At 38.8% G+C, this 22,201-nt stretch carries 23 protein-coding genes; 5 read left to right on the forward strand and 18 right to left on the reverse strand.

Annotated elements, in window-relative coordinates:
- Positions 1 to 5: 5 nt before the first annotated feature.
- The 7 genes from ABJD71_RS12780 to wecA form a co-directional block, all read right to left on the reverse strand.
- Entirely contained in the window at positions 6 to 563 is a 558-nt protein-coding gene (locus ABJD71_RS12780; protein WP_348169825.1) for a hypothetical protein, read from the reverse strand.
- Positions 564 to 823: 260 nt separating this feature from the next.
- Positions 824 to 1,978 (reverse strand): lipopolysaccharide biosynthesis protein, encoded by a 1,155-nt coding sequence (locus tag ABJD71_RS12785; RefSeq protein ID WP_348169828.1) that lies wholly within the window; start codon positions 1,976 to 1,978, stop codon positions 824 to 826.
- A 61-nt stretch (positions 1,979 to 2,039) separates the two neighbouring features.
- Entirely contained in the window at positions 2,040 to 2,690 is a 651-nt protein-coding gene (locus ABJD71_RS12790; RefSeq protein ID WP_348169831.1) for an ABC transporter ATP-binding protein, read from the reverse strand.
- Complete coding sequence (locus ABJD71_RS12795) at positions 2,687 to 3,472, reverse strand: ABC transporter permease (RefSeq protein ID WP_348169834.1); 786 nt, start codon at positions 3,470 to 3,472, stop codon at positions 2,687 to 2,689. Before ABJD71_RS12795 ends, ABJD71_RS12790 begins: the two co-directional genes overlap by 4 nt.
- 22 nt (positions 3,473 to 3,494) lie before the next feature.
- Positions 3,495 to 5,264, reverse strand: coding sequence for a polysaccharide biosynthesis/export family protein (locus tag ABJD71_RS12800; protein ID WP_348169837.1), 1,770 nt, complete (start codon positions 5,262 to 5,264; stop codon positions 3,495 to 3,497).
- Positions 5,264 to 5,623, reverse strand: a complete 360-nt coding sequence (locus ABJD71_RS12805; RefSeq protein ID WP_348169840.1) for a hypothetical protein — start codon at positions 5,621 to 5,623, stop codon at positions 5,264 to 5,266. The genes ABJD71_RS12800 and ABJD71_RS12805 overlap by 1 nt, the downstream gene beginning before the upstream one ends.
- Positions 5,624 to 5,705: 82 nt before the next feature.
- Positions 5,706 to 6,776: a UDP-N-acetylglucosamine--undecaprenyl-phosphate N-acetylglucosaminephosphotransferase gene (wecA, locus tag ABJD71_RS12810; protein WP_348169843.1), complete on the reverse strand. Its 1,071-nt coding sequence runs from the start codon at positions 6,774 to 6,776 to the stop codon at positions 5,706 to 5,708.
- 617 nt (positions 6,777 to 7,393) lie between these two features.
- Between wecA and ABJD71_RS12815 the strand changes: the two genes are divergently transcribed.
- The 3 genes from ABJD71_RS12815 (at position 7,394) to galE (ending at position 10,313) form a co-directional block, all read left to right on the forward strand.
- Positions 7,394 to 8,902 carry a peptide MFS transporter gene (locus ABJD71_RS12815; protein WP_348169846.1) on the forward strand — a complete coding sequence of 503 codons (1,509 nt, stop codon included), beginning with the start codon at positions 7,394 to 7,396 and terminating at the stop codon, positions 8,900 to 8,902.
- A 96-nt stretch (positions 8,903 to 8,998) separates the two neighbouring features.
- Positions 8,999 to 9,298 (forward strand): DUF6170 family protein, encoded by a 300-nt coding sequence (locus ABJD71_RS12820; protein ID WP_348169849.1) that lies wholly within the window; start codon positions 8,999 to 9,001, stop codon positions 9,296 to 9,298.
- A gap of 1 nt (position 9,299) precedes the next feature.
- Positions 9,300 to 10,313, forward strand: coding sequence for a UDP-glucose 4-epimerase GalE (gene galE, locus ABJD71_RS12825; protein ID WP_348169852.1), 1,014 nt, complete (start codon positions 9,300 to 9,302; stop codon positions 10,311 to 10,313).
- A 73-nt stretch (positions 10,314 to 10,386) separates the two neighbouring features.
- Here the strand turns inward: galE and ABJD71_RS12830 are convergent, their stop codons facing one another.
- From ABJD71_RS12830 to ccmA, 10 genes are read right to left on the reverse strand one after another with little or no spacing between them, the layout of a single operon-like run.
- Positions 10,387 to 11,154, reverse strand: coding sequence for a VacJ family lipoprotein (locus ABJD71_RS12830; protein ID WP_348169855.1), 768 nt, complete (start codon positions 11,152 to 11,154; stop codon positions 10,387 to 10,389).
- Positions 11,151 to 12,377, reverse strand: a complete 1,227-nt coding sequence (gene ccmI / locus ABJD71_RS12835) for a c-type cytochrome biogenesis protein CcmI (RefSeq protein ID WP_348169858.1) — start codon at positions 12,375 to 12,377, stop codon at positions 11,151 to 11,153. Before ccmI ends, ABJD71_RS12830 begins: the two co-directional genes overlap by 4 nt.
- On the reverse strand, positions 12,374 to 12,823 hold the full coding sequence (locus tag ABJD71_RS12840) for a cytochrome c-type biogenesis protein (RefSeq protein WP_348169861.1): 450 nt from the start codon (positions 12,821 to 12,823) through the stop codon (positions 12,374 to 12,376). The genes ccmI and ABJD71_RS12840 overlap by 4 nt, the downstream gene beginning before the upstream one ends.
- Positions 12,823 to 13,395: a DsbE family thiol:disulfide interchange protein gene (locus ABJD71_RS12845; protein ID WP_348169864.1), complete on the reverse strand. Its 573-nt coding sequence runs from the start codon at positions 13,393 to 13,395 to the stop codon at positions 12,823 to 12,825. The genes ABJD71_RS12840 and ABJD71_RS12845 overlap by 1 nt, the downstream gene beginning before the upstream one ends.
- Positions 13,392 to 15,398: a heme lyase CcmF/NrfE family subunit gene (locus ABJD71_RS12850; RefSeq protein WP_348169866.1), complete on the reverse strand. Its 2,007-nt coding sequence runs from the start codon at positions 15,396 to 15,398 to the stop codon at positions 13,392 to 13,394. Before ABJD71_RS12850 ends, ABJD71_RS12845 begins: the two co-directional genes overlap by 4 nt.
- Before the next feature lie 5 nt (positions 15,399 to 15,403).
- A complete protein-coding gene (gene ccmE, locus ABJD71_RS12855; RefSeq protein ID WP_348169869.1) occupies positions 15,404 to 15,886 on the reverse strand; it encodes a cytochrome c maturation protein CcmE in 483 nt (160 codons plus the stop codon).
- Positions 15,883 to 16,101 carry a heme exporter protein CcmD gene (gene ccmD / locus ABJD71_RS12860; protein ID WP_348169872.1) on the reverse strand — a complete coding sequence of 73 codons (219 nt, stop codon included), beginning with the start codon at positions 16,099 to 16,101 and terminating at the stop codon, positions 15,883 to 15,885. Before ccmD ends, ccmE begins: the two co-directional genes overlap by 4 nt.
- Positions 16,101 to 16,859, reverse strand: a complete 759-nt coding sequence (locus tag ABJD71_RS12865; protein ID WP_348169875.1) for a heme ABC transporter permease — start codon at positions 16,857 to 16,859, stop codon at positions 16,101 to 16,103. Before ABJD71_RS12865 ends, ccmD begins: the two co-directional genes overlap by 1 nt.
- Positions 16,859 to 17,524, reverse strand: a complete 666-nt coding sequence (gene ccmB / locus ABJD71_RS12870) for a heme exporter protein CcmB (protein WP_348169878.1) — start codon at positions 17,522 to 17,524, stop codon at positions 16,859 to 16,861. Before ccmB ends, ABJD71_RS12865 begins: the two co-directional genes overlap by 1 nt.
- Positions 17,524 to 18,153 carry a cytochrome c biogenesis heme-transporting ATPase CcmA gene (gene ccmA / locus ABJD71_RS12875; RefSeq protein ID WP_348169881.1) on the reverse strand — a complete coding sequence of 210 codons (630 nt, stop codon included), beginning with the start codon at positions 18,151 to 18,153 and terminating at the stop codon, positions 17,524 to 17,526. Before ccmA ends, ccmB begins: the two co-directional genes overlap by 1 nt.
- Positions 18,154 to 18,347: 194 nt before the next feature.
- Between ccmA and ABJD71_RS12880 the strand changes: the two genes are divergently transcribed.
- Both ABJD71_RS12880 and ABJD71_RS12885 read left to right on the forward strand, forming a co-directional pair.
- Positions 18,348 to 20,705 carry a flagellar hook-length control protein FliK gene (locus ABJD71_RS12880; RefSeq protein ID WP_348169884.1) on the forward strand — a complete coding sequence of 786 codons (2,358 nt, stop codon included), beginning with the start codon at positions 18,348 to 18,350 and terminating at the stop codon, positions 20,703 to 20,705.
- Positions 20,706 to 20,718: 13 nt separating this feature from the next.
- Entirely contained in the window at positions 20,719 to 21,048 is a 330-nt protein-coding gene (locus ABJD71_RS12885; protein WP_348169887.1) for an EscU/YscU/HrcU family type III secretion system export apparatus switch protein, read from the forward strand.
- A gap of 81 nt (positions 21,049 to 21,129) precedes the next feature.
- On the opposite strand, the gene recA is transcribed toward ABJD71_RS12885, so the two are convergent.
- A complete protein-coding gene (gene recA / locus ABJD71_RS12890) occupies positions 21,130 to 22,146 on the reverse strand; it encodes a recombinase RecA (RefSeq protein ID WP_348169890.1) in 1,017 nt (338 codons plus the stop codon).
- Positions 22,147 to 22,201: the final 55 nt, after the last annotated feature.

A 22,201-nucleotide genomic window follows, 5' to 3' on the forward strand; every position in this document is an offset into this window, starting at 1 on the left:
GGTAACTATTTATAAAGGTTCGCTGAAACGTTCGACTTTACTTCAGTCTCGTTAATTACCTTTACGCCACTGGACGCCAGGAACGCACCTAATTCAGTAAATTTATTGGGGTTTGAGAGGTCGAAGTGATGAACCGATGCCAATTTCAATGTGTCGATGTCAAAATAAGTGTCATACTCTAAATCGGCGTTATAATCAGCACCTAGATTTGCGTGCAAGCGCTTAGCAAAACTGCCGTTATCGTGCTTTGTACGACTTGCTCTCCAATCCTTTTTATCGCGTCGATTAACAATATACAACGCATCCGGGTATTGCTCCGCAATAAAAAACCTTAATAACAACGGTGAAACATATATGCCCTGCGTTACCCAATAAAAGTCTAAAAAACACGTAAAATTTTCGTACCCAGTTAGTATATCCAAACCTGCGGATACATTACTTACCATGCGCTTTGCTAACAAGCCATCATCCCAATGCACAGACTTTAAACCATTATTTTTAAAGTATTGATACAGGCTTCCAGTGGCACATTTATTTGGACCTATTACAAAAATTTTTGGCACTTAACACCTCGATGTAATCTTTAGCGCTTTACTGTGCTTTGCACTGAATCGCCATAATAAAAAAGTTATACCTATAAAAAATCAATCGTTATTTTTTTGTAGGACCGTCGGTCATTTTAACAGTCAGCGCATTGCTCAACAAACAGTTTTCAAACATCCCAGCCACTAATAAAGTAATGGTTAATTCTAAGTTATATTTTATTACTCAAAGCTACTGCAACAAATAATGTGAGGTTTTAAATAATGTTAACGATTGACACCTATCGTAACTCCTCAACCGTTGCGAAGATAACTTTAGCAACGCCAAAAAGCATCAATAAAATCGTCAAAAATAAAGCTAGGTTGTAGAAAACCTTTGGGTAAGTATAATCCTCAGGAAGTGTTGATTCTTCTACGACTATTAGATATTTCAGTTGTTTGTAAGCCTCTATTCGAGACTTTTCTAAAGAGATTTGCGAAGCGGTATACGCTTGTAATGTCAATTCTAGGTTGATTTTGTAATCACTAAACTTAGCAAGCACTTCACCAACACCTAAACTATCTGTTTCTGGTAAATTTGATTTATTGTTATTCGATTGGTTGGTTAGGCGTTCTCTTTCAACCTCTAACTGCCTTTTCAAACTATCAAGCTCAGCTCTGGCTTGTAATGCTAAAGGGGCATCTTCACTCATGCTGCTTAACAACATTCTTAAAGCTGACGTCTTAGAGGCTATTTCCCCCTCTAACGTGTAGGTTATTTGTTGTAATGCTAAACCTTCAGCTTCAGGGTCTAGTAAGTTATAACGTCGCTGAAACTCAAGTAATTGCGATTTTGCGGTTTGCAGTTTTTGAACAACTAGCTCATGCTCTTGCTGTACAAATTTTAACTGTTCTTTAGCCAGATTTTGACCTATCTCATTGATATACCATTCAGCCCTTTCCACTATGGCTGAATTTAATTGGTGGGCTATAGCTTGGTCGAAAGCTTGTACATACAACGCGATTACTTGTGATTTCTCATCAATCTCAACTTTTACTCTATCTAAATAGTATTTCAGTTTTGCTTCTTTAGTAGAATCTGTCCCCAACTTACTAAACATATCGTTTTGACTATCACTATAGTGCTCACTAATGTTATGGCTAGTTTCAAGGTAGTTGAGCATATCGTTTGAATAAATAAACGCCTTTACAAGTTCAACATCTGAATTACCACTGGACACACCAAACCCTGACATAATAGCCATAGCAGGATCTAGTGTACTTATACCATTCGGCTCCTTTACGATAAGTTTTGCTTGGCTTTCATAACGAGGACTGGCGAGTAAAACTTGATAAAAAGCAAAAACAATGAATGGAACAATCACAAACACCACAAAAGGTCGGCGTACAGCTCTTTGCTCTTTATTCCAAACTTTTTCTTTAATAACAGTTATCAAATGATTAAATCTCTACTTAAAATAATTGTATTTAGCTAATTTCAACAGTGGTGCTAAGGGTTTAAAGGCTCTGATAAACCTCAATTCCTTGCTCTATATCAGAATAGAAAGTTAACTCCCCTTTATCTAATACAATCGCACTATCACAAAACTGCCTAAGTTCATCCATCTCATGACTCACCATAATCACTGTTGCATCTTTCGCTCTTTCTAACAATGCTTGCTTAGCCTTACGTCTAAATTTAGCATCTCCAACAGAGGTCACTTCATCAATTAAGTAAACATCAAAATCAATGGCGATTGAGCATGCAAACGCTAATCTAGGTTTCATACCTGTAGAGTAGGTGCGTACTGGCAAATCAAATTTATTACCCAACTCTGCAAAAGCAATCACTTTTTTTTCATATGCTTTTAAATCAGATACACCGTTAACTCGACCAATAAACCGAGTGTTTTCTCGTCCTGTCATTAGTGGGTGAATCCCAGTAGCTAATGCGACTGGCCACGACAAGCTAAGGTTAGTAATAACCTTCCCCTTATTTGGGTATTCACTTCCTGCCAAAAGTCTAAAAAGAGTAGATTTACCTGCACCATTAGCACCTAAAATCGCTATATTGTGTCCACTAGGTATCTCAAAAGTAATGTCCTTAAAAATATATTGGTTACCCATTTTTGATGGATAGTACTTTGAGACATTCTCTAATTTAATCATCTACTAATTGCCTGACGCCAAAAGCCTTTGTAAACGACTATTCCGAGAAACACAAAACTCAAAGTAGTTAAACTCAAAAACTCAAGACTAACACCACTTTGCCCATATGTTGTGTAAGCGGCATATCTTGATAACTCAATCGCATGTAAAATAGGATTCCAGTCCAAAAAATGCCAATACTCTTTTGGAAAGTCTTGAAGTGAAAAGAACACACCTGAAATAAAAAACATTGGCCTAGAGGCAAGCTCTCTAAATTTTTTCACTTCTTTCACATATAGTTCTAGGATCCCGAATATTAAACCAATATTCATAGAGAACAGCCAAAGTAATACAAAGCAAGACAGTAAAAGAAGAGGATTATCTACTCGTATCTCTAACCCTAAAAAATACATTATCAATACGATCCCTAAAGCCACAAACACTTTTACCAATAGCTCAAACAAGCTAGCAGCAATAACAGCACTAATAGGCTGTACTTGTCGAAATGCGAATAAAGTTTTAGCTTTTGCAATTGATTGTGCTGATGAAGAAAGAGTCTGTAAAAAACTTTGAATTAAGATTAAACCATAAGCCATATAAACAAATGTAGGGATAGTATGAGAATCTCCACCATCCATCCGTCCTCGAACAAATGACAATATAAAAATAAATGCTACTGGATTTATAACAGACCAACTAATACCAAACTTATCATTAAACCCGGTACGTATTTCTCTTACAAATAGGGCAAATATGACATCTCGCCATATTTCCCACTTGTTGCGTTTAATAACTGTTGTCATAAACTAATATTTTGCAATTAGATTAAGTTGCGACATTGGCGGCCACAGCTATTTGGTAAATGATTTGGGTAACGTCTTTGATAGACTGCATAACCTTAGCATCTACTTTTGGCAGCACTAAAATCTGATCTCCAGCTTCTAATGGAGTGAGCTCTTCTGAGCTATACCAACGCTCACCTGAACTTGAAGAAACAAAACGAGTTATACCGCTTGCATGAACAATAGCAATACGGTCATCATCTGCTCGTTCACTAAACCCACCAGCCCACGCGATGTAATCCGATACGGTAGCTTTAGGGTTATAAACAATAGCTTGAGGCATTAACACTTCGCCGCCTATTTGAATCAAGTCAGTTTGGGCAGGGATGACAATTTCATCTCCTTGCTCGAGACGAATATTCGCAACTTTGCTATTTTCAGACACAATCACTTTGCCTAAGGGCTCAATTCTTCTGGCACGAGCAATAAATTGTGAAACTAACTGGGCTTCTTGAGCTCGAATCGAGGCTTCACCACTTGATGAAGCTGGAGCAGTGAATAAACTACGCTCCAAGCGATCTAATGACTCATTGATCAACAACTTTTGCTGATCCATGACGCTTTCGCGCTTAATGTAAATTGAACCATAATTGGCTTGTTCTGGGTCAACTTCTATGTAGCTCAACAAGTCTAACAACCGAGTATCTTTTTCAACAGCATAAAAAGATGGGCCTTCATAGCTACCTGATATCTGCACACTAATAACTTGAGGGCGAATGTCATCGTTAAATAATACCGTGTCACCATCGGCCATGGTAAATTGATCAAATTCATTTACGGGTAAATAAACCGAAATTGGGCCAGAAGCGCGGCTGCCGGTAATTGCTACATGGCTAGTTTTAGAAAGTGGACGGGCATAAATCATTAATGCCGTACCAGAGCGTTTTGAAGGTTCAAGCTCAAATCTGAAAGGATATCGCGCTGCGCCTTCTACATTAACCATAGCACCCTGTTCGCCCACAAAAATCACGTCTTCATCTTTAAACGAGAATGCAGGTAATCTACCCAACTTAAGAAAATCATATAGATCGTAACTTAAGACGGTTTCACCTTGACGTTTTACTGTGATGGTTCGATAACTACCCCGATGAGGGTCGATGCCGCCGGCACGTTTGAGATAAAACAATACTGAGTCTGAAGCTAAACCCGCGTATTGTCCTGGTCTCAATACTGGCCCTGCTACAAATACACTCACAGGAGTAGCAGTAAGAAGGTTAACGTACACACTCACGTTGTTGGTGTATATGGATTTAATTCCTTGTGTTACCACAGAATTCACGCTGCTGGCAGGAACATCTTGAACTTTAATTGGCCCCACATCAGGAATGAAAATATTACCTTGATTATCTACAGTTACGACCTCAGAGCTATTTACTGTCCCCCACATTTGGATGGCAATTTTATCGCCAGGCGCAACTAAATAAGCAGAGTTCAAGCCATCACTGCGCTCAGTTTCAAAGCCACCTTTGAACAAGTTTGCGCCGTAAGGAGGTGGCAACCCTTCTTCACCTGCAGGCATAGGCCCTGACTCTGAAGGTAGGTTAATGCTCCCCCCTCGCCCTGTACTGTTGCCGCCAGATTGAATATATTGGGATAAATCAACTCGTTGACTTTGACTAGCCTGCTGAGCTTGTTGTAATTGTTCTTCAGTCGGGGCTTGTTGAGAATAAGATGGCACTATCAATAAAGAGCTAGTACTAAAAATGATTAACTTCAATACCATAAGAGAAAAGAAACGATAATTGAATGACATTATTGATTGCCTCCTGCATCAGCTTCATTGTAACTGGCTAAAACAGGGCTAACAGCATACCAACTCCCCTTATCGGTTTTACAATATACCCGTTGACCATCCACCAAAAACTGAACCTTACGGCAGATTTTCCCACTTGCAGCAAAAAATACCTGTCCTAGCTCGGCTTGCTTACCGTTTATTTGTACTTTGCGAGTATTTCTATCTTTGGAAAATACAAGTTGTTGTTCAGAAGATAAAAGCACGATATCGGGACCAAACTCATGTTCAACGAGAGCAAGGCTCGCGATAGGTTGATCAATTGAACTGCACCCTTGTAAAAGGGTGCCCAGTAAAAGAAGACTGCTCAGTATTTTCATAAATTATACGATCTGGAATATTGAAAAGGATAATAACGCGTGATGGGACACATTCAAAGGTTACTAACGAAATAACCCTGAGTTAATTTTTAGGATCAGACTCAGCTCTTAAAATAGTTAGAATTCGCCAAACATGCTGAATCACTAAGCTATAGATAATTAATAATGCAATAAAAGCCCAAAACATAATATATTCTGGAACAAGTAATATCTCACCTATAACGCCAATAGTTGCGTAAAAACACCCGAGCAACAAAATAGCCACTAATGCTCTTCTTGATGATAGTCCTGCACGCATAAATATATTATGAAGATGCTGTCTATCAGGTTGTAACATTGACTTACCTTTTCTAGCTCTTCTATACATAATTGCAGCCATATCCATCAAAGGTAATCCAATTAACCAAACAGCGGTTATAGGTCTCATAGCAGCTTCACCACCTTGAGAGTATTCAACTAACAACCACACTATAGTTAGGCCAACAAACATACTACCGCTATCGCCCATGAATATCTTATTACCTTTAAATCCCTTTACACTCAGATTAAAAGCTAAAAATGGAACAATTGCAGCAATCACAACTAGAGGCCCCATGGCGGCTTCACCATTTTGAGCAATTAAAAGCAACAAAACAAAGCTGCCTAATACAATTAGACTCATGCCACCTGCTAACCCATCAATACCGTCGATCATATTAAAAGCGTTAATAACACCAACCACACATACAAGAGTAAAAAAATAACCAAAAAAACCAAAATCTACAACTCCAAATCCAAGTATGTCGCCGAGAGATGTGAGATAGTTTTGTGCGCTGTACGCCATAATGGCTGCCACACCGAATTGACAAACAAGCCGACCTTTAGCACTCAAATCGAATTTGTCATCTAGCATACCTAAAAGAACAATAAATGCTGAAGCAGTAAAAAATAAAGTGCCATTTTTAAACCAAACATCAGTAGCGAAACATGCAAAGAACACCGCTCCAAATATGCACACCCCCCCTGTAAGGGGTATCATGCCAATGTGCGTTTTTCTATCATCGGGGGAATCAACTAAACCTAGTTGATGTGCTAATGGTGTCATAATCACCAACAAAATAGTTGCCACCATAAACGCAGTAAACAAAGGTGCAAACTCTAGGTGATTCAGCATTAATAATTTCCTTTATTTTTTCTATCTAAATACAAAGCAATAATTAAGCCTCTTTGTATTAAATCCTAAACTAAAAATAGTGCTAGCTTGTATCTCATTTAAAATCACCTCAAATACCATACTAGGTAATTTGGCATGTACCTTAAGTGAACCAAAAGAAAAATATATAGAAGGCTAACGACTCATTGCAGTGCATAGTAACAAATTAGATTGCTGCAATACCAGCAATATAATGTTAAAAATAAACGGCCTAATGTAAACAGAATGATAATAACAAAAGTACTGTTGCTTTTATACATAAACAATTGAATTATAAATATTTATTATCTTAAAACTTACTAACGTTAACTTTTAATACTCAACTTATAAAGCGACATTTGCGGCTAGTAAGAGCACCACTTGAGTGCAATGTGAAGATTCCAATCTATTGTGCTGTCAGCAATTTTGTATAAGTTCATGGTGATTATATTGTTTTCAAGCTAGTGCTCTAGTATAAACACGTTGAACATTTCAAATTTAACAGGGAATTGTTTAGATATAGCCATAATTAAATAAAATTATAAATAAAATGCATATCTAAACTTAATCATCAAATAAATACAAAAAAGGTAAAATAGATGACGACAGAACAACCTAATAGTAACCAATTAGATACAAGCTTTTTTGGGCATCCCAAAGGCTTATCTACTCTATTCTTTACAGAGATGTGGGAACGTTTCAGTTACTACGGAATGCGTGCTCTACTCATTTTATTTATGACGGCAAGTATCCAAGAGGGAGGCTTGTTTATTACAGTAGCATCTGCATCAGCTATTTATGGGTTATATACTGGCTCAGTATATTTAATGGGCCTGCCTGGAGGTTGGATAGCAGATAGGCTCTTGGGGTGTCAAAAAACAGTATGGTATGGCGGAATTATCATATTCGCGGGTCACGTCGTGTTGGCTATTCCATCTGATAAAACATTTTTTATTGGACTGGTGTTAGTTGTACTTGGAACAGGTCTTCTTAAACCCAACATTGGCGCTATGGTCGGTCAGTTGTATAGTAAAGACGACAAACGTAGAGATGCAGGCTATACCCTGTATTATATGGGTATTAATATAGGTTCTTTCTTAGCTTATCTAACAGTTGGCCCTTTAAAGGAACAGGGTTGGTGGCATTTAGCCTTTGGTTTAGCGGCAATTGGTATGGCAGCAGGCTTGATTCAATACAGGAAAACACTTTACAAATTAAATGGCGCAGGGGCAGAACCTACTGTAGAAAGTAGCCCCAAAATGATTAAAGTTAGTTGGTCAATAATTACTGCTTTCCTTATTGGCTTAACTTTAGTTATTACTGCAATAATGGCTGGGTCGTTGGTTATTGATCCTGTATCAATAGCAGAGTCAGCTGCAGTTATTATAACGGCTATATTTATTCTATATTTCATAGGTATATTTTTTCTAGGCAACCTTGATGGCAATGAAAAACGTGGTCTAGCTGCTTTATTTTTAGTATGTGTAGCATCAGCTTGTTTTTGGGCTGGATTTGAACAAGCTGGCTCATCTCTAAATTTGTTTGCCCAAGATTATACGAATCGTATTATGGGTTCTTTTGAAATTCCTACAATTTGGTTTCAACTATCAAACTCAGCTTTTATTATTATCTTAGCCCCGTTTATAGCAGCACTATGGATTAACCTAGCTAAAAAAATGATCACGCCTTCTTACGGTATAAAATGTGCGATAGGTCTTATTATTATGGCCTTAGGCTTCCTAGTAATGTTTTTTGCTGCTCAGTACGCCGCTTCTGGGATGAAAGTTGCACCTTATTGGTTAGTGTCTACTTACTTTCTACATACGGTAGGGGAGCTATGCTTAAGCCCTGTTGCATTAAGTGCTGTAAGTAAATTATCACCTAAAAGGTTTGCAGGACAAATGATGGGCGTATTTGTATTAACCTACTCTATTGGTAATGTTGTTGCGGGCCTACTCGCTGGTAATCTTGATCCAAATAACCTGAACGAAATGCCTGAGCTGTTTATGCATATTTGTCTCATAACAATTGCTGTTGGCGTGGTGGTGGCGATACTCACTCTCAAAACTAAAAAGTGGGAGTTATTAGTAGATAAGTCCGCTAGCTAATTTATAGCGAAGCATTAAAACGTAACATGTAAGCAATGCCCAACTAATTTAGATATTTAGTTGGGCTTTTATGTCTATTTAGAGTTAAATATCATTATGAAGTTATATTTCTCGACAAAAAGCATCCCGAAATTACAGCACTTACCTCTAACTAAACGTTTAGAAGTAATACAAGCTGCCCAAAAGAAATTAATTGGCCCAGAAAAATTACTACTCAATATTTTAAAACTAATAGTAGTGATACCCATATTTGTGTTGATATTGCAGACATCAACAAACTGGGTATCAATAATTTGGGCATTATTATTAACCTTACTTTACCCTTTATTCATTAAACCATTTCAATATGGGTTATGTGCTAAATATATTCCATCACATAAATTTCAAGGAGAATAAAATGCAAACAATTTTAGTAACCGGTGGAGCCGGTTATATTGGTAGCCATACTGTCTTACAGCTATTAGAAGCTGGAAATCAAGTTATTGTGCTGGATAATTTATGTAACTCTTCAGAAGAGTCACTCAAACGAGTTGAAGAGTTAACAGGCAAAAAAACGATATTTGTTCAGGGTGATATCCGTGACCATACTATTTTAGAATTACTATTTTCCAAGCATAAAATTAATGCGGTCATCCATTTTGCAGGTTTAAAAGCTGTTGGTGAGTCTGTCGAAAAGCCTCTTAACTACTATAACAATAATGTCTACGGTACGTTAACCTTATGCGAAGCCATGAAAAAGTTTGGTGTCAAAAATCTAGTATTTAGTTCGTCGGCAACTGTTTACGGAGACCCAGTGGAGCTTCCATTACGCGAAGACATGCCAACGGGTCAACCAACAAACCCTTACGGCATGTCTAAGCTTATGGTTGAGCTGGTATTAAAAGATTTATATAAATCAGATAACGACTGGAATATTGCCCTGCTACGGTATTTCAATCCAGCAGGAGCTCACCCATCAGGACGTATTGGCGAAGATCCAAATGGGATCCCTAACAACCTAATGCCATTTATAACGCAAGTGGCAACCGGCAAGCGGGAACAATTATCTATCTATGGCAATGACTACGATACACCAGACGGTACAGGTGTAAGAGACTATATACATGTAGAAGATTTAGCTGCAGGCCATCTAAAAGCCTTAGAAAAGCTACAAACTAATGTGGGAATAGTGACTTATAATTTAGGAACAGGGCAAGGTTATAGCGTACTAGACATGGTTAAAGAGTTTGAAAAACAAAGCGGTCAAAATATCCCTTATCAATTTGTACCTCGTCGCAGCGGTGACGTTGCATCATGCTATGCAGATCCTAAAACCGCATTTGACGCATTAGGGTGGGAAGCAACGAGAGGTTTAGCAGATATGTGCAGAGATTCATGGAAATGGCAGGCTGATAACCCTGAAGGTTATTAACAAGTACTTCAGGATTGAAGCAATAAATCCCCGTTTACAAAGACAAGCGGGGCTTTATTTTTAAATATGAATATTAGAAGTCATCTAAAAACGCATCAATATCGTCATCCAGAGCCTCTTCCTCTTCTGATACTAAAACTTTTCCGTCTAGTACCTTGTATTCTAGGTTTTGGAAATAGGCACTTTTAACAAAGCTATAAGGATCTGCAGAAGAGTTTAGTTGTTGCTCTTGTGAGATAACCGCGGCTCTGCTTTCCAACACTTTGATTCCTGTTCTAAAGAATGAAACATAAAAATTCAAACTATCTAATGGTGAATAAGAAGAATCCACAACATCTCCTACTCCCGAACGAATATCAGTTGGCCCCCACGCTGGGATCATAAGATATGGGCCAGTACCAACCCCCCATTTACCAAGCACTTCACCAAACTCCTCTTCTTCAGCTTCTATGCCTAGCTCACTTGCTACATCAATCAAACCGAGCAGCCCGACCGTAGAGTTAAGTACAAAACGCCCTAAACTAATGAAAGTACCTTCGATTTTTCCTTGCAGTAAATTATTTAAAGAATTAGATGGTTCCTCCAAGTTTTCCGCCATATTTAACAACCCTGTACGTGCAAACTGTGGCATAACCCCAACGTAAGCAACAGCTGCTGGTCGTAAAAGATAAGCATCTAATACATCGTAGTTAAAGTCCCACATAGCACGGTTAAATGGCTCAATAGGATCTTTGGGATCGTTATATTGTTGCGCCTTCGCATCAAAACCTTGGGTCGATGTACAGCCTCCCAATAATAAAAAAAGAGATATCAGGCTTAGTATTGCTTTGTTATTTGTCATAAGATTCTGTCTATCTGTATAGTTTCGTTAGTTTGTTTTTCATTACTCAAAGTGATGAGACGTTCTCCCTGAAGATCTCCTTGAGACTGAGTGACATCTTCATCAGCCGATATACGAGCAACTATTTTTACGTCGTTAAGTTGAGATAAAGTATAGTTAGGCAACATGGCATTTTCATTCGATAATTCAATAGTCACTGGGAACTCCCCTAAAGGTATTTTGACAACCGCCGCAGGCATTTTCATGGTGCCATTGTTTTCTTGTGCAAAAACAAATAAAAAGCCTTTTTTGGGTAACTCTATGTCACTATTTAAATCTACAGTAATCGCTACACTCGGGATTAATTGCTCAGACTGAGTATCATCAGTTGCTGACAACTCAAACTTCAATTGATTAATACGTTGCTCAATTAACTTATAATTCGAATCTGTATTTGGAATAAAAGCTAACAAGCTTTGCCAGTTTTCTAGAGCTAGCTGTTTATCGTTAAGTTGTGTAGCCACAACAGCCAGTACCCCCATGGCGTTGGTATTCTTGGGCTCTATAGACAACAAATGCAATAAAACCTGTTTGGACCTTAACACTTGCCCTTCTTGTCCAGTCATCAACAACGCCTGAGCGTAACTTGCCATAGTACTGGTATTCGTAGCGTCAAGCTCTAGCGACTTTTCAAATGATTGAATGGCATTATCTATACTGTTCATAGCTCCATAAACACGTCCTAATAACATCCAACCAACTGGATCATCGGGGTTATCAATTAACTTAGTACGTAAGCCTAACGAAAAGTCTTTCAAATCATCTAACTGCAAACTAGCATCCCCTTGGATCATTCTTTGCCCAAGGTCGCTTGTTTTTTGTTTTACATTTTGCCAGTATTCAATTTGTGAAATCTGATTAGCCTGCCAATAAACAGCCACCCCAACGCCAATACTTAACAATGCACCTAGCAAAATAATAGATGTTACTTTTGGTGATTGCTGATACTGAGCCGATACCTCATCAAGCATAGCAAGGGTAAGCTCTTCTTTAGACTCCTCGGTATCTGTACTATCCAACAAACCTTGTTCTTGCTCACTATCAAGCTCGTTTAATCTCTGTTTAATCAATACCTTGTTATTAATGACATTGGTTTTAGGCTTTTGTACTCTAATCCATGGAAGGCAACACAGCACTGCAGCAAAGAAAATAAAACATGCTCCCCATATATAAAAAATACTCACTCGTCAGACTCCAGTAGGGCTTTCGCTTTCTTCAATTTTTCATCATCTAAATGAGACACTTGTCTTTTACGGCCCAATACAATACCTGCAATAGCGATACATATAAAAAATAGTGGTAATAACCATAACCAAATTGTCATTGAGTTGACAGGGGGCTGATAATAAACAAAGTCACCGTAACGCTGCTTCATAAAATCAATGACTTCTTCTTTAGTTTGACCCTGTTGTAATAACTGGTAAACCTTCCGCTTTAAGTCAATAGCGATCATAGCATCCGAATCAGCAATATTTTGGTTTTGACATTTAGGACAGCGTAACTCTTTAGTTAATTCAAAAAATAACGCTTGTTGTTCGGGAGCCTCAAAGTAAAATTTATCTTCAGTTGCGAATACCGACAAACTCAGCCCAAATAAAAAACTAAAAAGAAAAAATCTAAAACCTTTCATTAGTTAGCCACCAACTTGTTGTAAATAGGGGCAAACTTAGAATTCCAGACTCTAGGATTAATATCCCCAATGTGGTGTAGCCTAATCTTCCCTGTCTGGTCAATTAAGAACGTCTCAGGCGCTCCGGTCACCCCTAAATCAAGTGACAAATCCCGCTTTACATCAAAAATATTAAACGCATAGGGATTCCCCAACTGAGCAAGTTTGTCTTTTACTTCTTGTTGCACTCTTGCAACGGTTTTAATACCAAAATCAGGATCAATATCTTGGTCGTAATACAAACCAACAATATGTTTTCCATCTTGCTTTAGCTGCTGTAGATAAGGTAATTCAACGGCGCAAGTTACGCACCAAACTCCCCAAACATTTAAAAGCGTAACCTTACCCTCGAAAATTGTCTGACTATACGATTTCTGTGTCTCCATTAAATCAGGCAACACAAACTCTGGCATTGATTGTTCAAGCAAAGTTGATTCGTGTTCTCTAGGATCTGAAAATAACCCCTGGTATAAAAATGCCAGCACCCCCAAAAACACAACTAAAGGTAAAAGAAAGATCATAAATTTTTTCATGAGGCTTGCTCCATCAAGTTCTTAGGATTTTCTTTAGCAGAGCTAGCAGTACGTGCAAGATTTCCCATTCGATAACGTTTGTCAGAAATCGAGAATACCCCACCTATCGCCATAATAAATGCGCCAGCCCATATCCAATTAATAAAAGGTTTCACATAAATCCGTAATGACCAGTCGCCATTTTTAAGCTGCTCCCCTAATGCAACGAACAAATCTCGACTGAAACCTGAATCAATTCCAGCTTCTGTCATCACATTTCTTTGCACAGGGTAAAAACGTTTTTCAGCTTTAAGCGTACTAACCAATTGTGAATTTTGGTACACATCAACGTGAGCAACGTCAGCTGAATAATTAGGGCCCTGTAATTGAGATATGCCTTTAAACACAAATTCATAACCCTGCAAATTAACGCTATCACCTTCTGCCATTCTAACGTTACGCTCAGTGTTATAAGCACTCACCAATGTAATACCAATTAATGTTACAGCAAAACCTAGGTGACCTAATACCATGCCCCAATGACTTGCCGTTAGCTTTTGTAAACTTTGCCATGTGGAATATTTACCCGCTGTGACTTGTTGCTCAATACGCTGCCGCACCTCCATAACAGTAGTAATTATGACCCAAAAACTCATTACCAATCCAAGGTCTGCCATATAAGTGGATTGCTCAAAACCAGCGTTGACTAATAAGCCGGCAGACAGACTTAAACCAAGAGCTATCATTATTTGTTTTGAAAGAGCTTGTAAAGACTGATTTTTCCACCTAGATAAAGGACCAATTCCCAGCAATAAAACAAAAGGCACAATCAAATAAGTAAACATCTGGTCAAAAAATGGAGCCCCGATAGAGATAGATCCCATCCCCAATTCTTTGTGAACCAATGGAAATAACGTCCCTAGCAAGACAACCAAGGTTGCGGCTGTCAAAAAGATATTATTTCCCATTAGGAATACTTCTCTCGACACTAAGCCATAACGGCCATTACTTTTGATTTGTGACGCCCTAAGAGCATACAAAAACAAAGACCCACCAATAATCACTACCAACAAACCTAGAATAAATAGGCCTCTGCTAGGGTCGCTTGCAAATGAATGCACAGATACCAAGACACCAGAACGAATTAAAAAGGTCCCTAACAAGCTTAAAGAAAAAGCAGCAATAGCTAAAAACACCGTCCAGGACTTAAATACTTTACGTTTTTCAGTTACCGCAAGGCTATGCACTAATGCAGTACCAATAATCCAAGGCATAAAGGCGGCATTTTCTGATGGATCCCAGAACCACCATCCGCCCCAACCAAGCTCGTAGTAGGCCCACCAACTTCCCAATGCCACACCAACAGTCAAAAATGACCAGGCAGCTAATGTCCAAGGGCGAGACCAGCGAGCCCATGTTGAGTCGAGTTGCCCAGAAATAAGAGCCGCAATAGCAAATGCAAACGCGACAGAAAACCCCACATACCCCATGTACAACATGGGCGGATGAATGATCATCCCAAAGTCTTGCAGTAAAGGGTTTAAGTCTTTGCCGTCGATTGGGTAAAATGGTAGCAGGCGATCAAAGGGGTTAGAAGTAAGTAACATAAATAGGTAAAAACCAATGCCAACCATTCCTAAAATAGCTAATACCCTTGCCAATACTTTTACCGGAATCGCTTTACTAAAAAGCGCGACGGCTAAAGTCCATACACAAAGGATCAAAGTCCATAGTAAAAAAGAGCCTTCATGACCTCCCCATACAGCAGTGTATTTATAATGAATAGGCAAGGTGCTATTAGAAGTATTAGCAACATAAGCCACACTAAAGTCATCATGTACAAACGCATAAGTTAGACAAAAATAAGCGAATGCAGTAAATAAAAACATACCAATGGCCAGAGGCTTTGCCATGGCCATCATTTTTTGATGACCTTTATAGGCCCCCCACATGGGATAAACAGACAACAATATGGCTACCATAAGAGCCATAATTAATGAGAAATTACCTAGTTCAGCCAACATAATATTTAGTAGGCCCCACTTTCGTAATCAGAACTTTCAGAAGGTTTAACATGCTTAATACCTTTCATTTTTTCAGCAAGCTCAGGAGGCATATATTCTTCATCGTGTTTAGCTAACACCTCATGAGCGTCAATATGATTTGGGCTGGTTAAAATTCCAGTAGCGACTATGCCCTGTCCCTCTCTAAATAAATCGGGCAAAATACCTTGATAGCTAACTGTCACAACTGGTCCGGTATCCATCAGATCAAAACTTACTGCTAAGGTTTCTTGATCACGCTTCACTGAACCTTCGACTACCATGCCACCGATCCTTAAACGTTGACCCACTTCTGGAATGTTTCCTTCCTTTCCCTGAATCACTTCAGATGGAGTATAAAACAAATCAATATTTTGATTTAGGGCATATAGCATCAAGCCAACTGCAGCAGAAATGACTAATACGATGGCAGATACCACCATCAAACGTTTTTGGCGTCTTGGATTCATACTTGTACCCCATTATTTTCTGAGTTTTTAGAAGCGACTCTAATTCTTGCTAATCGAGCTTGTTCTACATGAACATTTTTAAACAAGGCTCTTTTGCTAAAAAAAGAATCCAGCCATAACCAAGCTAGGCTTAAAAAGCTCACTCCAAAAGACAACCAAACATATAGGCCATAACCGCCCATATCCCAAAAACTCTTAAAATCATCAAAATACATTATTCTTTATCACCCGAAACATGCTCATTCATAGCCAATTTCACCACCCAAGGGCGCTTCAAATCTCTTTGTAAAATTTCATTTTGTAAGCGCTGAATAGATATTGCACCACAAACCAATATCCACCCTAAAATACTTAACAATAAAGGCCATAGCATTTCAGGAGGCATAGAAGGCTTATCTAGTTTCATGATAGTTGCGCCTTGATGGAGGGTATTCCACCACTCAACGGAGTAATGAATTATTGGCAAGTTAATGATACCTACCACAGCCATTACCCCAGCCGCCTTGCCTGCTTGTTGTTTATCATCGAAGGCTTTATATAGAGAAATCACACCAAGAAACAAAAACAACAGAATAAGCTGCGATGTCAGTCTTGCGTCCCACTCCCACCAAGTACCCCACATAGGTTTACCCCAAGCAGCACCTGTCACGAGCGAGACAAAAGTGACGGTAGCACCAACTGGCGCGAATGCCATCATAGCCATAAAAGAAGTTTTCACCTGCCACACCAAGCCCACAAAAGCTGCAACAGCCATAGCAATATACAAACTCTTTGAGAGAACAGCAGTTGGTACATGTACGTAAATAATTCTATAAGCATCACTCTGCTGGTAATCAGTGGGCGCAAAAGCTAAGCCCCACACTGCTGCCAAGATTATAATAAATAAGCCAAATACAGAAAACCAAGGCAACAAAAGTTGGCAAAGTTGGTAGGTGCGTTCGGTCTTAGCGTAAGGATGTAACCATTTCCACATCAGTTTTGGCTCACTCTAAGTGCATAAGCAATGGCAAAGGGTGCCAAAGCAAGAGAAAAAAGTAACATGGCACCTATAATGGCCAGTTGCGCGTTATACTGTAACCCCATTGATGCAGCTTCAACCGCAGAAGTTGCAAAAATTAACAAGGGAACAAATACCGGTAATAATAAAAGGGCAAGTAACATTCCACCTTTGTTTAACCCTACAGTCAATCCTACGGCAATAGCACCAATAAGGCTCAATAGAGGTGTACCTAACAGCAGAGTTTTGAGCAATGCCCAATACATAGGTTCAGTCAAATGTAAAAACAATGCCAAGAGAGGGGATAAAATAATAAGTGGAAAAATACTCGTTATCCAATGGGCATACACTTTTACCAGCGCAGCACCGGATAAAGAAGCCCCCGACAATATCAATTGCTCTAGGGAGCCGTCACTAAAATCATCTCTAAACATTCTTTCTAAGCCTAATAAAGATGACAAAATTGCAGCAACCCAAATAACACCAGGCCCTATTAACTGCAGAGTTTTAGGCTCTGGCCCTACACCTAATGGAAACAAGCTGATAACCAATACAAAAAACAATAATGGCTGCATCAATTCGGCCCTTTGCCGATAGGCTAAAGACAAATCTCTTTTTAAAAGGGAAACCAGTGCCTGCATTAAATATTGTATTCCAAAGTGACTTCAGTAGTAGGGTATTCTATTTGTAAAGACTGATGAGAGGTCATCACAACTGCGCCACCTTTTTCCAAAAAACTTATAATCTGTTGATTGAGTAATGCGATTCCTTGTACATCTAATGCAGTAAAAGGCTCATCCAAAATCCATAGTTTGGCATTTTTTTTAAACCAAAACCTTGCAAGCGCCACCCTTCGCTGCTGTCCTGCGGATAAATTAGCAACAGGGATATCTTCTAATCCAACCAAGTTTAATTGTGCCAAAATTTTATAAACCTGTTCAGTAGTAGTAATAACCTGATGAAGATCACACCAAAACAATATATTTTCTACGGCAGTTAGGGTTTGGTTAACACCTAATTTATGCCCAAAGTAGACCAAGCTTAAAGCATAGTCATTGCGACAATCTTGAATTTTTTCACCTTGAAACAAAACCTCACCAGACTCAGGCTCAACTAAACCAGCCAATACCCTAAGCATGCTTGTTTTACCGGCACCGTTAACGCCTCTCAAATACGTCAAACTGCCAGCAACAACGTTAAATTTCACCTTAGAAAATAATAACCTATCTCTTTTAACTATCGACAAATTATTAACTGAAAGTACTGACAAAGCTATCCCATTTAGATCACAAAATAGTTGGGAATAATATCATAGCGGATATCAACTACGACAGAAAATAGTCGTTAAAATTGCAGCAATCGTCTTAATAATTATAAAACTACGTAACGAACCATTAGTAAAACCTAAATTTGCGGTAAACTCATTTTTATTAAACCTTTACGCTAGGTGCCGATACAGTAAATATGTCAGATATCCCTCTCCCCTCTCAAGTGGCCGCTTCACAAGCATTAATGCAGCTTAGTCAGCTATCAGCTAGTTCTGACATAGCCAAACAAGGTGTTGAGGTTCTTGTAAAGCATTTAGGTGATAACCTAGTATCACTCAACAAAGACACCAACTTTTTTAGCAAAACCGTCACCCTAACCGCCGATAACGTTAAAACAGCTTTAGCTGACGGGCAAAAATACCAATTAAGATTATCTTCTAAATCCCCTTTAACCCTTGAGTTTTACTCAGCGAATACGACCCAATCAAAAACATCTCCAGAAGTATCAAAAAGTAGTTTTTTACTAACTGAACAACAAATCAATAATTTACTTAAGTTACCTGCAAAACAACTTCTCTCGGGACTTAATTTACATAAAATAGAAAACGCTGTTAGCTCTCTACAATTACAAGCCACTGTGTTATCCACTAAAAACCAGGGGCAGTTAAATGATGCATTTAAGCATACTCAGCAAACGGCAAACACAGCTGAAAACGGATCAGTCGTAACAACAGCGAATAATAAACAAGCAAACATTTTACCTTTGCGAATTAGTAGTCACGGCACTCAAAGCGAAATATCGTTATCGCTAAAACAAACGAATCCATTTCAAAGTGGTGAAAAAGTCACGATTACCCTTACCCCCAAAGGGAATAACTGGCAGGTGACCCTAGCAAAATTGACGAGTAATGGTGTGAATGATTCTGTTCAATTAAGTCTAAAGCATTTAGAAAAACAACCAGCAAACCAGCATTTGTCTCAGCCGTTACAAGCATCCCCTAAACTTGAGCAAACCAATCTACAAACTATTATCCCAGCATCAAAAGCACAGGACATCATTAAGCAAGCCTTGCAACAAGACAGTCTCAACACTACTAACAAACTTGTTGAAGTCAGTTTGCCTATAAAACAGGTATTGCAGCAATTAGTTAAATCTAATCAGCCTGAAAGCCTCGCGATTATTCAAAAAATTAAAACATCACCTATACAAAATATAAACTTACAATTGACTCCATCAGGAGATGCAAAGCTCAGCATACAAAGCCAAAAGCCCGTAGTTAGTATTCCTGTTAGCCCTGAAATAGCCAAAAGCATAATGCCCCTTAAAATTCCCGGACAAGAAGCAACCTTAAAAACTGTGAGCCAATCTATTGTAACTAGCGGTGAAACAGCTAGCCCAACCAAATTAAATAAAGAACCATCTATTGCCAAGACAAACATGGAAGCTGTAGTTGTTACTAAACCGATTGATTCAAAACCTGTGGTGAGCAATACCAACAAACCTGAATCGAATCCAGAAATTAAGGTATCTTTGAAAGATGCGGCACTAAACCTTGCAAAAGAAGTGCAAGAAAAGCCCATTGCCAGCAGTGTTATTACACCGCAATTATTAAACAACAAGCCACAACAGGCTAATTTATTGCAAAGCTTACTGCGAATAGTACAAGCTAAAGCTGACGCGCCCGCAGCCAGTTTACAAGGATTAGACAAAGCTCTGGTAGATACCGAGTTCTTAAAAGCTCCAACAGAAACATCAACTAAACAAGTTCTTGAACAACTACTTAACCAAGTAAAGCAGGCCTTACCCCAAGGTAAAGAACTAGACCATCAGAATATAAAACAACTACTAACCGCACCAATATTAAATTTATCAAGCACACAATTAACAAACCCTGCTGCTAGCCAAGGGTTGTTTAGCGGTTTGGTTACTATGCTACAAATATCTTTAAGCGCTAGATTAGCGAGAGGCCAAGCCCAACGCTCTGAATTTGTAGCTGAAACATTAAACAAAGTAATACGCGCTTCCGGAAAAACCGGTTCAACTACTCATAAAGGGTTACAAGAGTTTTCTCAACTTGAACAAAAACACCAATTAATACGCAATATAACCCGGTTAATGTCAGGGCATCAAGCCAATAAACTATCTAGCGCAGAACAATCAATACAAGGCCAAGAAACCTTTTATTATAACCTTCCTTCAATTATGGGAGGCACCATGAGAGATGTAGAGTTATTAATTAAAAGAGAGAGTGAGCAACAAGAAGGTAATGAAAAAGAACAAAGCGATAATAAAACTTGGCAACTTACAATGAAGTTATCAGTAGGTGAAATGGGCGAGTTGCTAACCAAAGCTAAATTACGACCTGACAATATAGACTTAAATTTTTACGTTTCAAATGACGAAGTTAAAATTCAAGTTATGAATTACCTACCTTTACTTAAACGTAAGCTTGACTCTTTAGGGATAAAAGTAAATAAATCTGAATGCCAGCTAGGAAAAATCCCTGACACCTTGGCGCAGCGCCCATACCATGTATTTCAAACCCAAGCCTGATGGAGTAGTAAAGATGAAAGACACCTCTACATCTAACAAAAAGCAAAAAAGTGCAGTTGGGCTAAAATACAACCAAGAGAATGCTAAATCTACACCTACAGTGGTGGCTAAAGGGTTTGGAGACTTAGCAGAAGAAATAATCGCTCTAGCGCGAGACAATGGCGTGCTAGTTCATGAAGATCCATACCTTAGTGACTTTTTAGGCACCTTAGATTTAGGTCAAGAAATTCCTGATCAACTTTATCATGTCATAGCTGAACTCATTGCATTCTCATATGTTCTACAAGGTAAATTTCCAGATAGTTGGGCCAAATCGCACGGTAAGGTTTCTAAAAAGGTATAACGATTTCTGGTGATTCAAAAACAAAAAAGCCCTAATAGATAGAGCTTAATAAGAACATTTACGAAAAGCTAAAGAATACGACTAGCTTTCAGCTTCTTCTGCAGGAACAGGCTTAGATAACAACAAAGCACGTAAACGAGTATCTATGTCTTTTGCCATTTCTGGATGCTCTTTTAAATACTTAATAGAGTTAGCCTTACCTTGTCCAATACGCTCGCCATTGTAACTGTACCAAGCACCTGCTTTTTCAACCATTTTATGGGCCACACCAAGGTCGATTAGCTCACCATGACTGTTGATCCCTTCACCATAGGTAATTTGGAATTCAGCTTGTTTGAAAGGAGGAGAAATTTTGTTTTTAACGACTTTAACTCGCGTTTCGTTACCTACAATTTCATCACCGGCTTTAACAGAGCCAATACGACGAATATCTAAACGTACAGATGCATAGAATTTCAAAGCGTTACCGCCAGTGGTTGTTTCTGGCGACCCAAACATCACACCAATTTTCATACGAATTTGGTTAATGAAAATCAGCATAGTATTGGACTGCTTAAGATTACCAGTTAGCTTACGCATGGCTTGGCTCATCATTCGAGCGGCTAACCCCATATGCGAATCACCAATATCCCCTTCGATTTCAGCTTTAGGCGTAAGGGCTGCTACAGAATCCACAACAATCACATCAACCGCGCCAGAACGTGTCAACATGTCACAAATTTCCAAGGCTTGCTCACCGGTATCAGGCTGAGAGACTAAAAGTTCGTTAACATCTACGCCCAGCTTTTCTGCATAAATAGGATCAAGTGCATGCTCAGCATCTATAAAGGCACAAACCTTACCGTTACGTTGCGCTTCAGCTATTACTTCTAGTGTTAATGTTGTTTTACCACTCGACTCTGGACCATATATTTCAACAATTCGACCTAGCGGTAAACCACCAGCACCCAAAGCAACATCTAAACCTAATGAGCCCGTTGAAATAGTTTCAACGTCCATGGTTTTGTTATCGCCTAGTTTCATGATAGAGCCCTTACCAAATTGTTTTTCAATCTGGCCAAGAGCAGCACTTAACGCTCTGTTTTTATTGTCATCCATCAGAATGTCCTTCGTAATTGTCAGCATTGGTATGACTTAACAATGAGTCATTCAC

This window comes from Paraglaciecola sp. (assembly GCF_039943935.1).
Classification (GTDB): Bacteria; Pseudomonadota; Gammaproteobacteria; order Enterobacterales; family Alteromonadaceae; genus Paraglaciecola.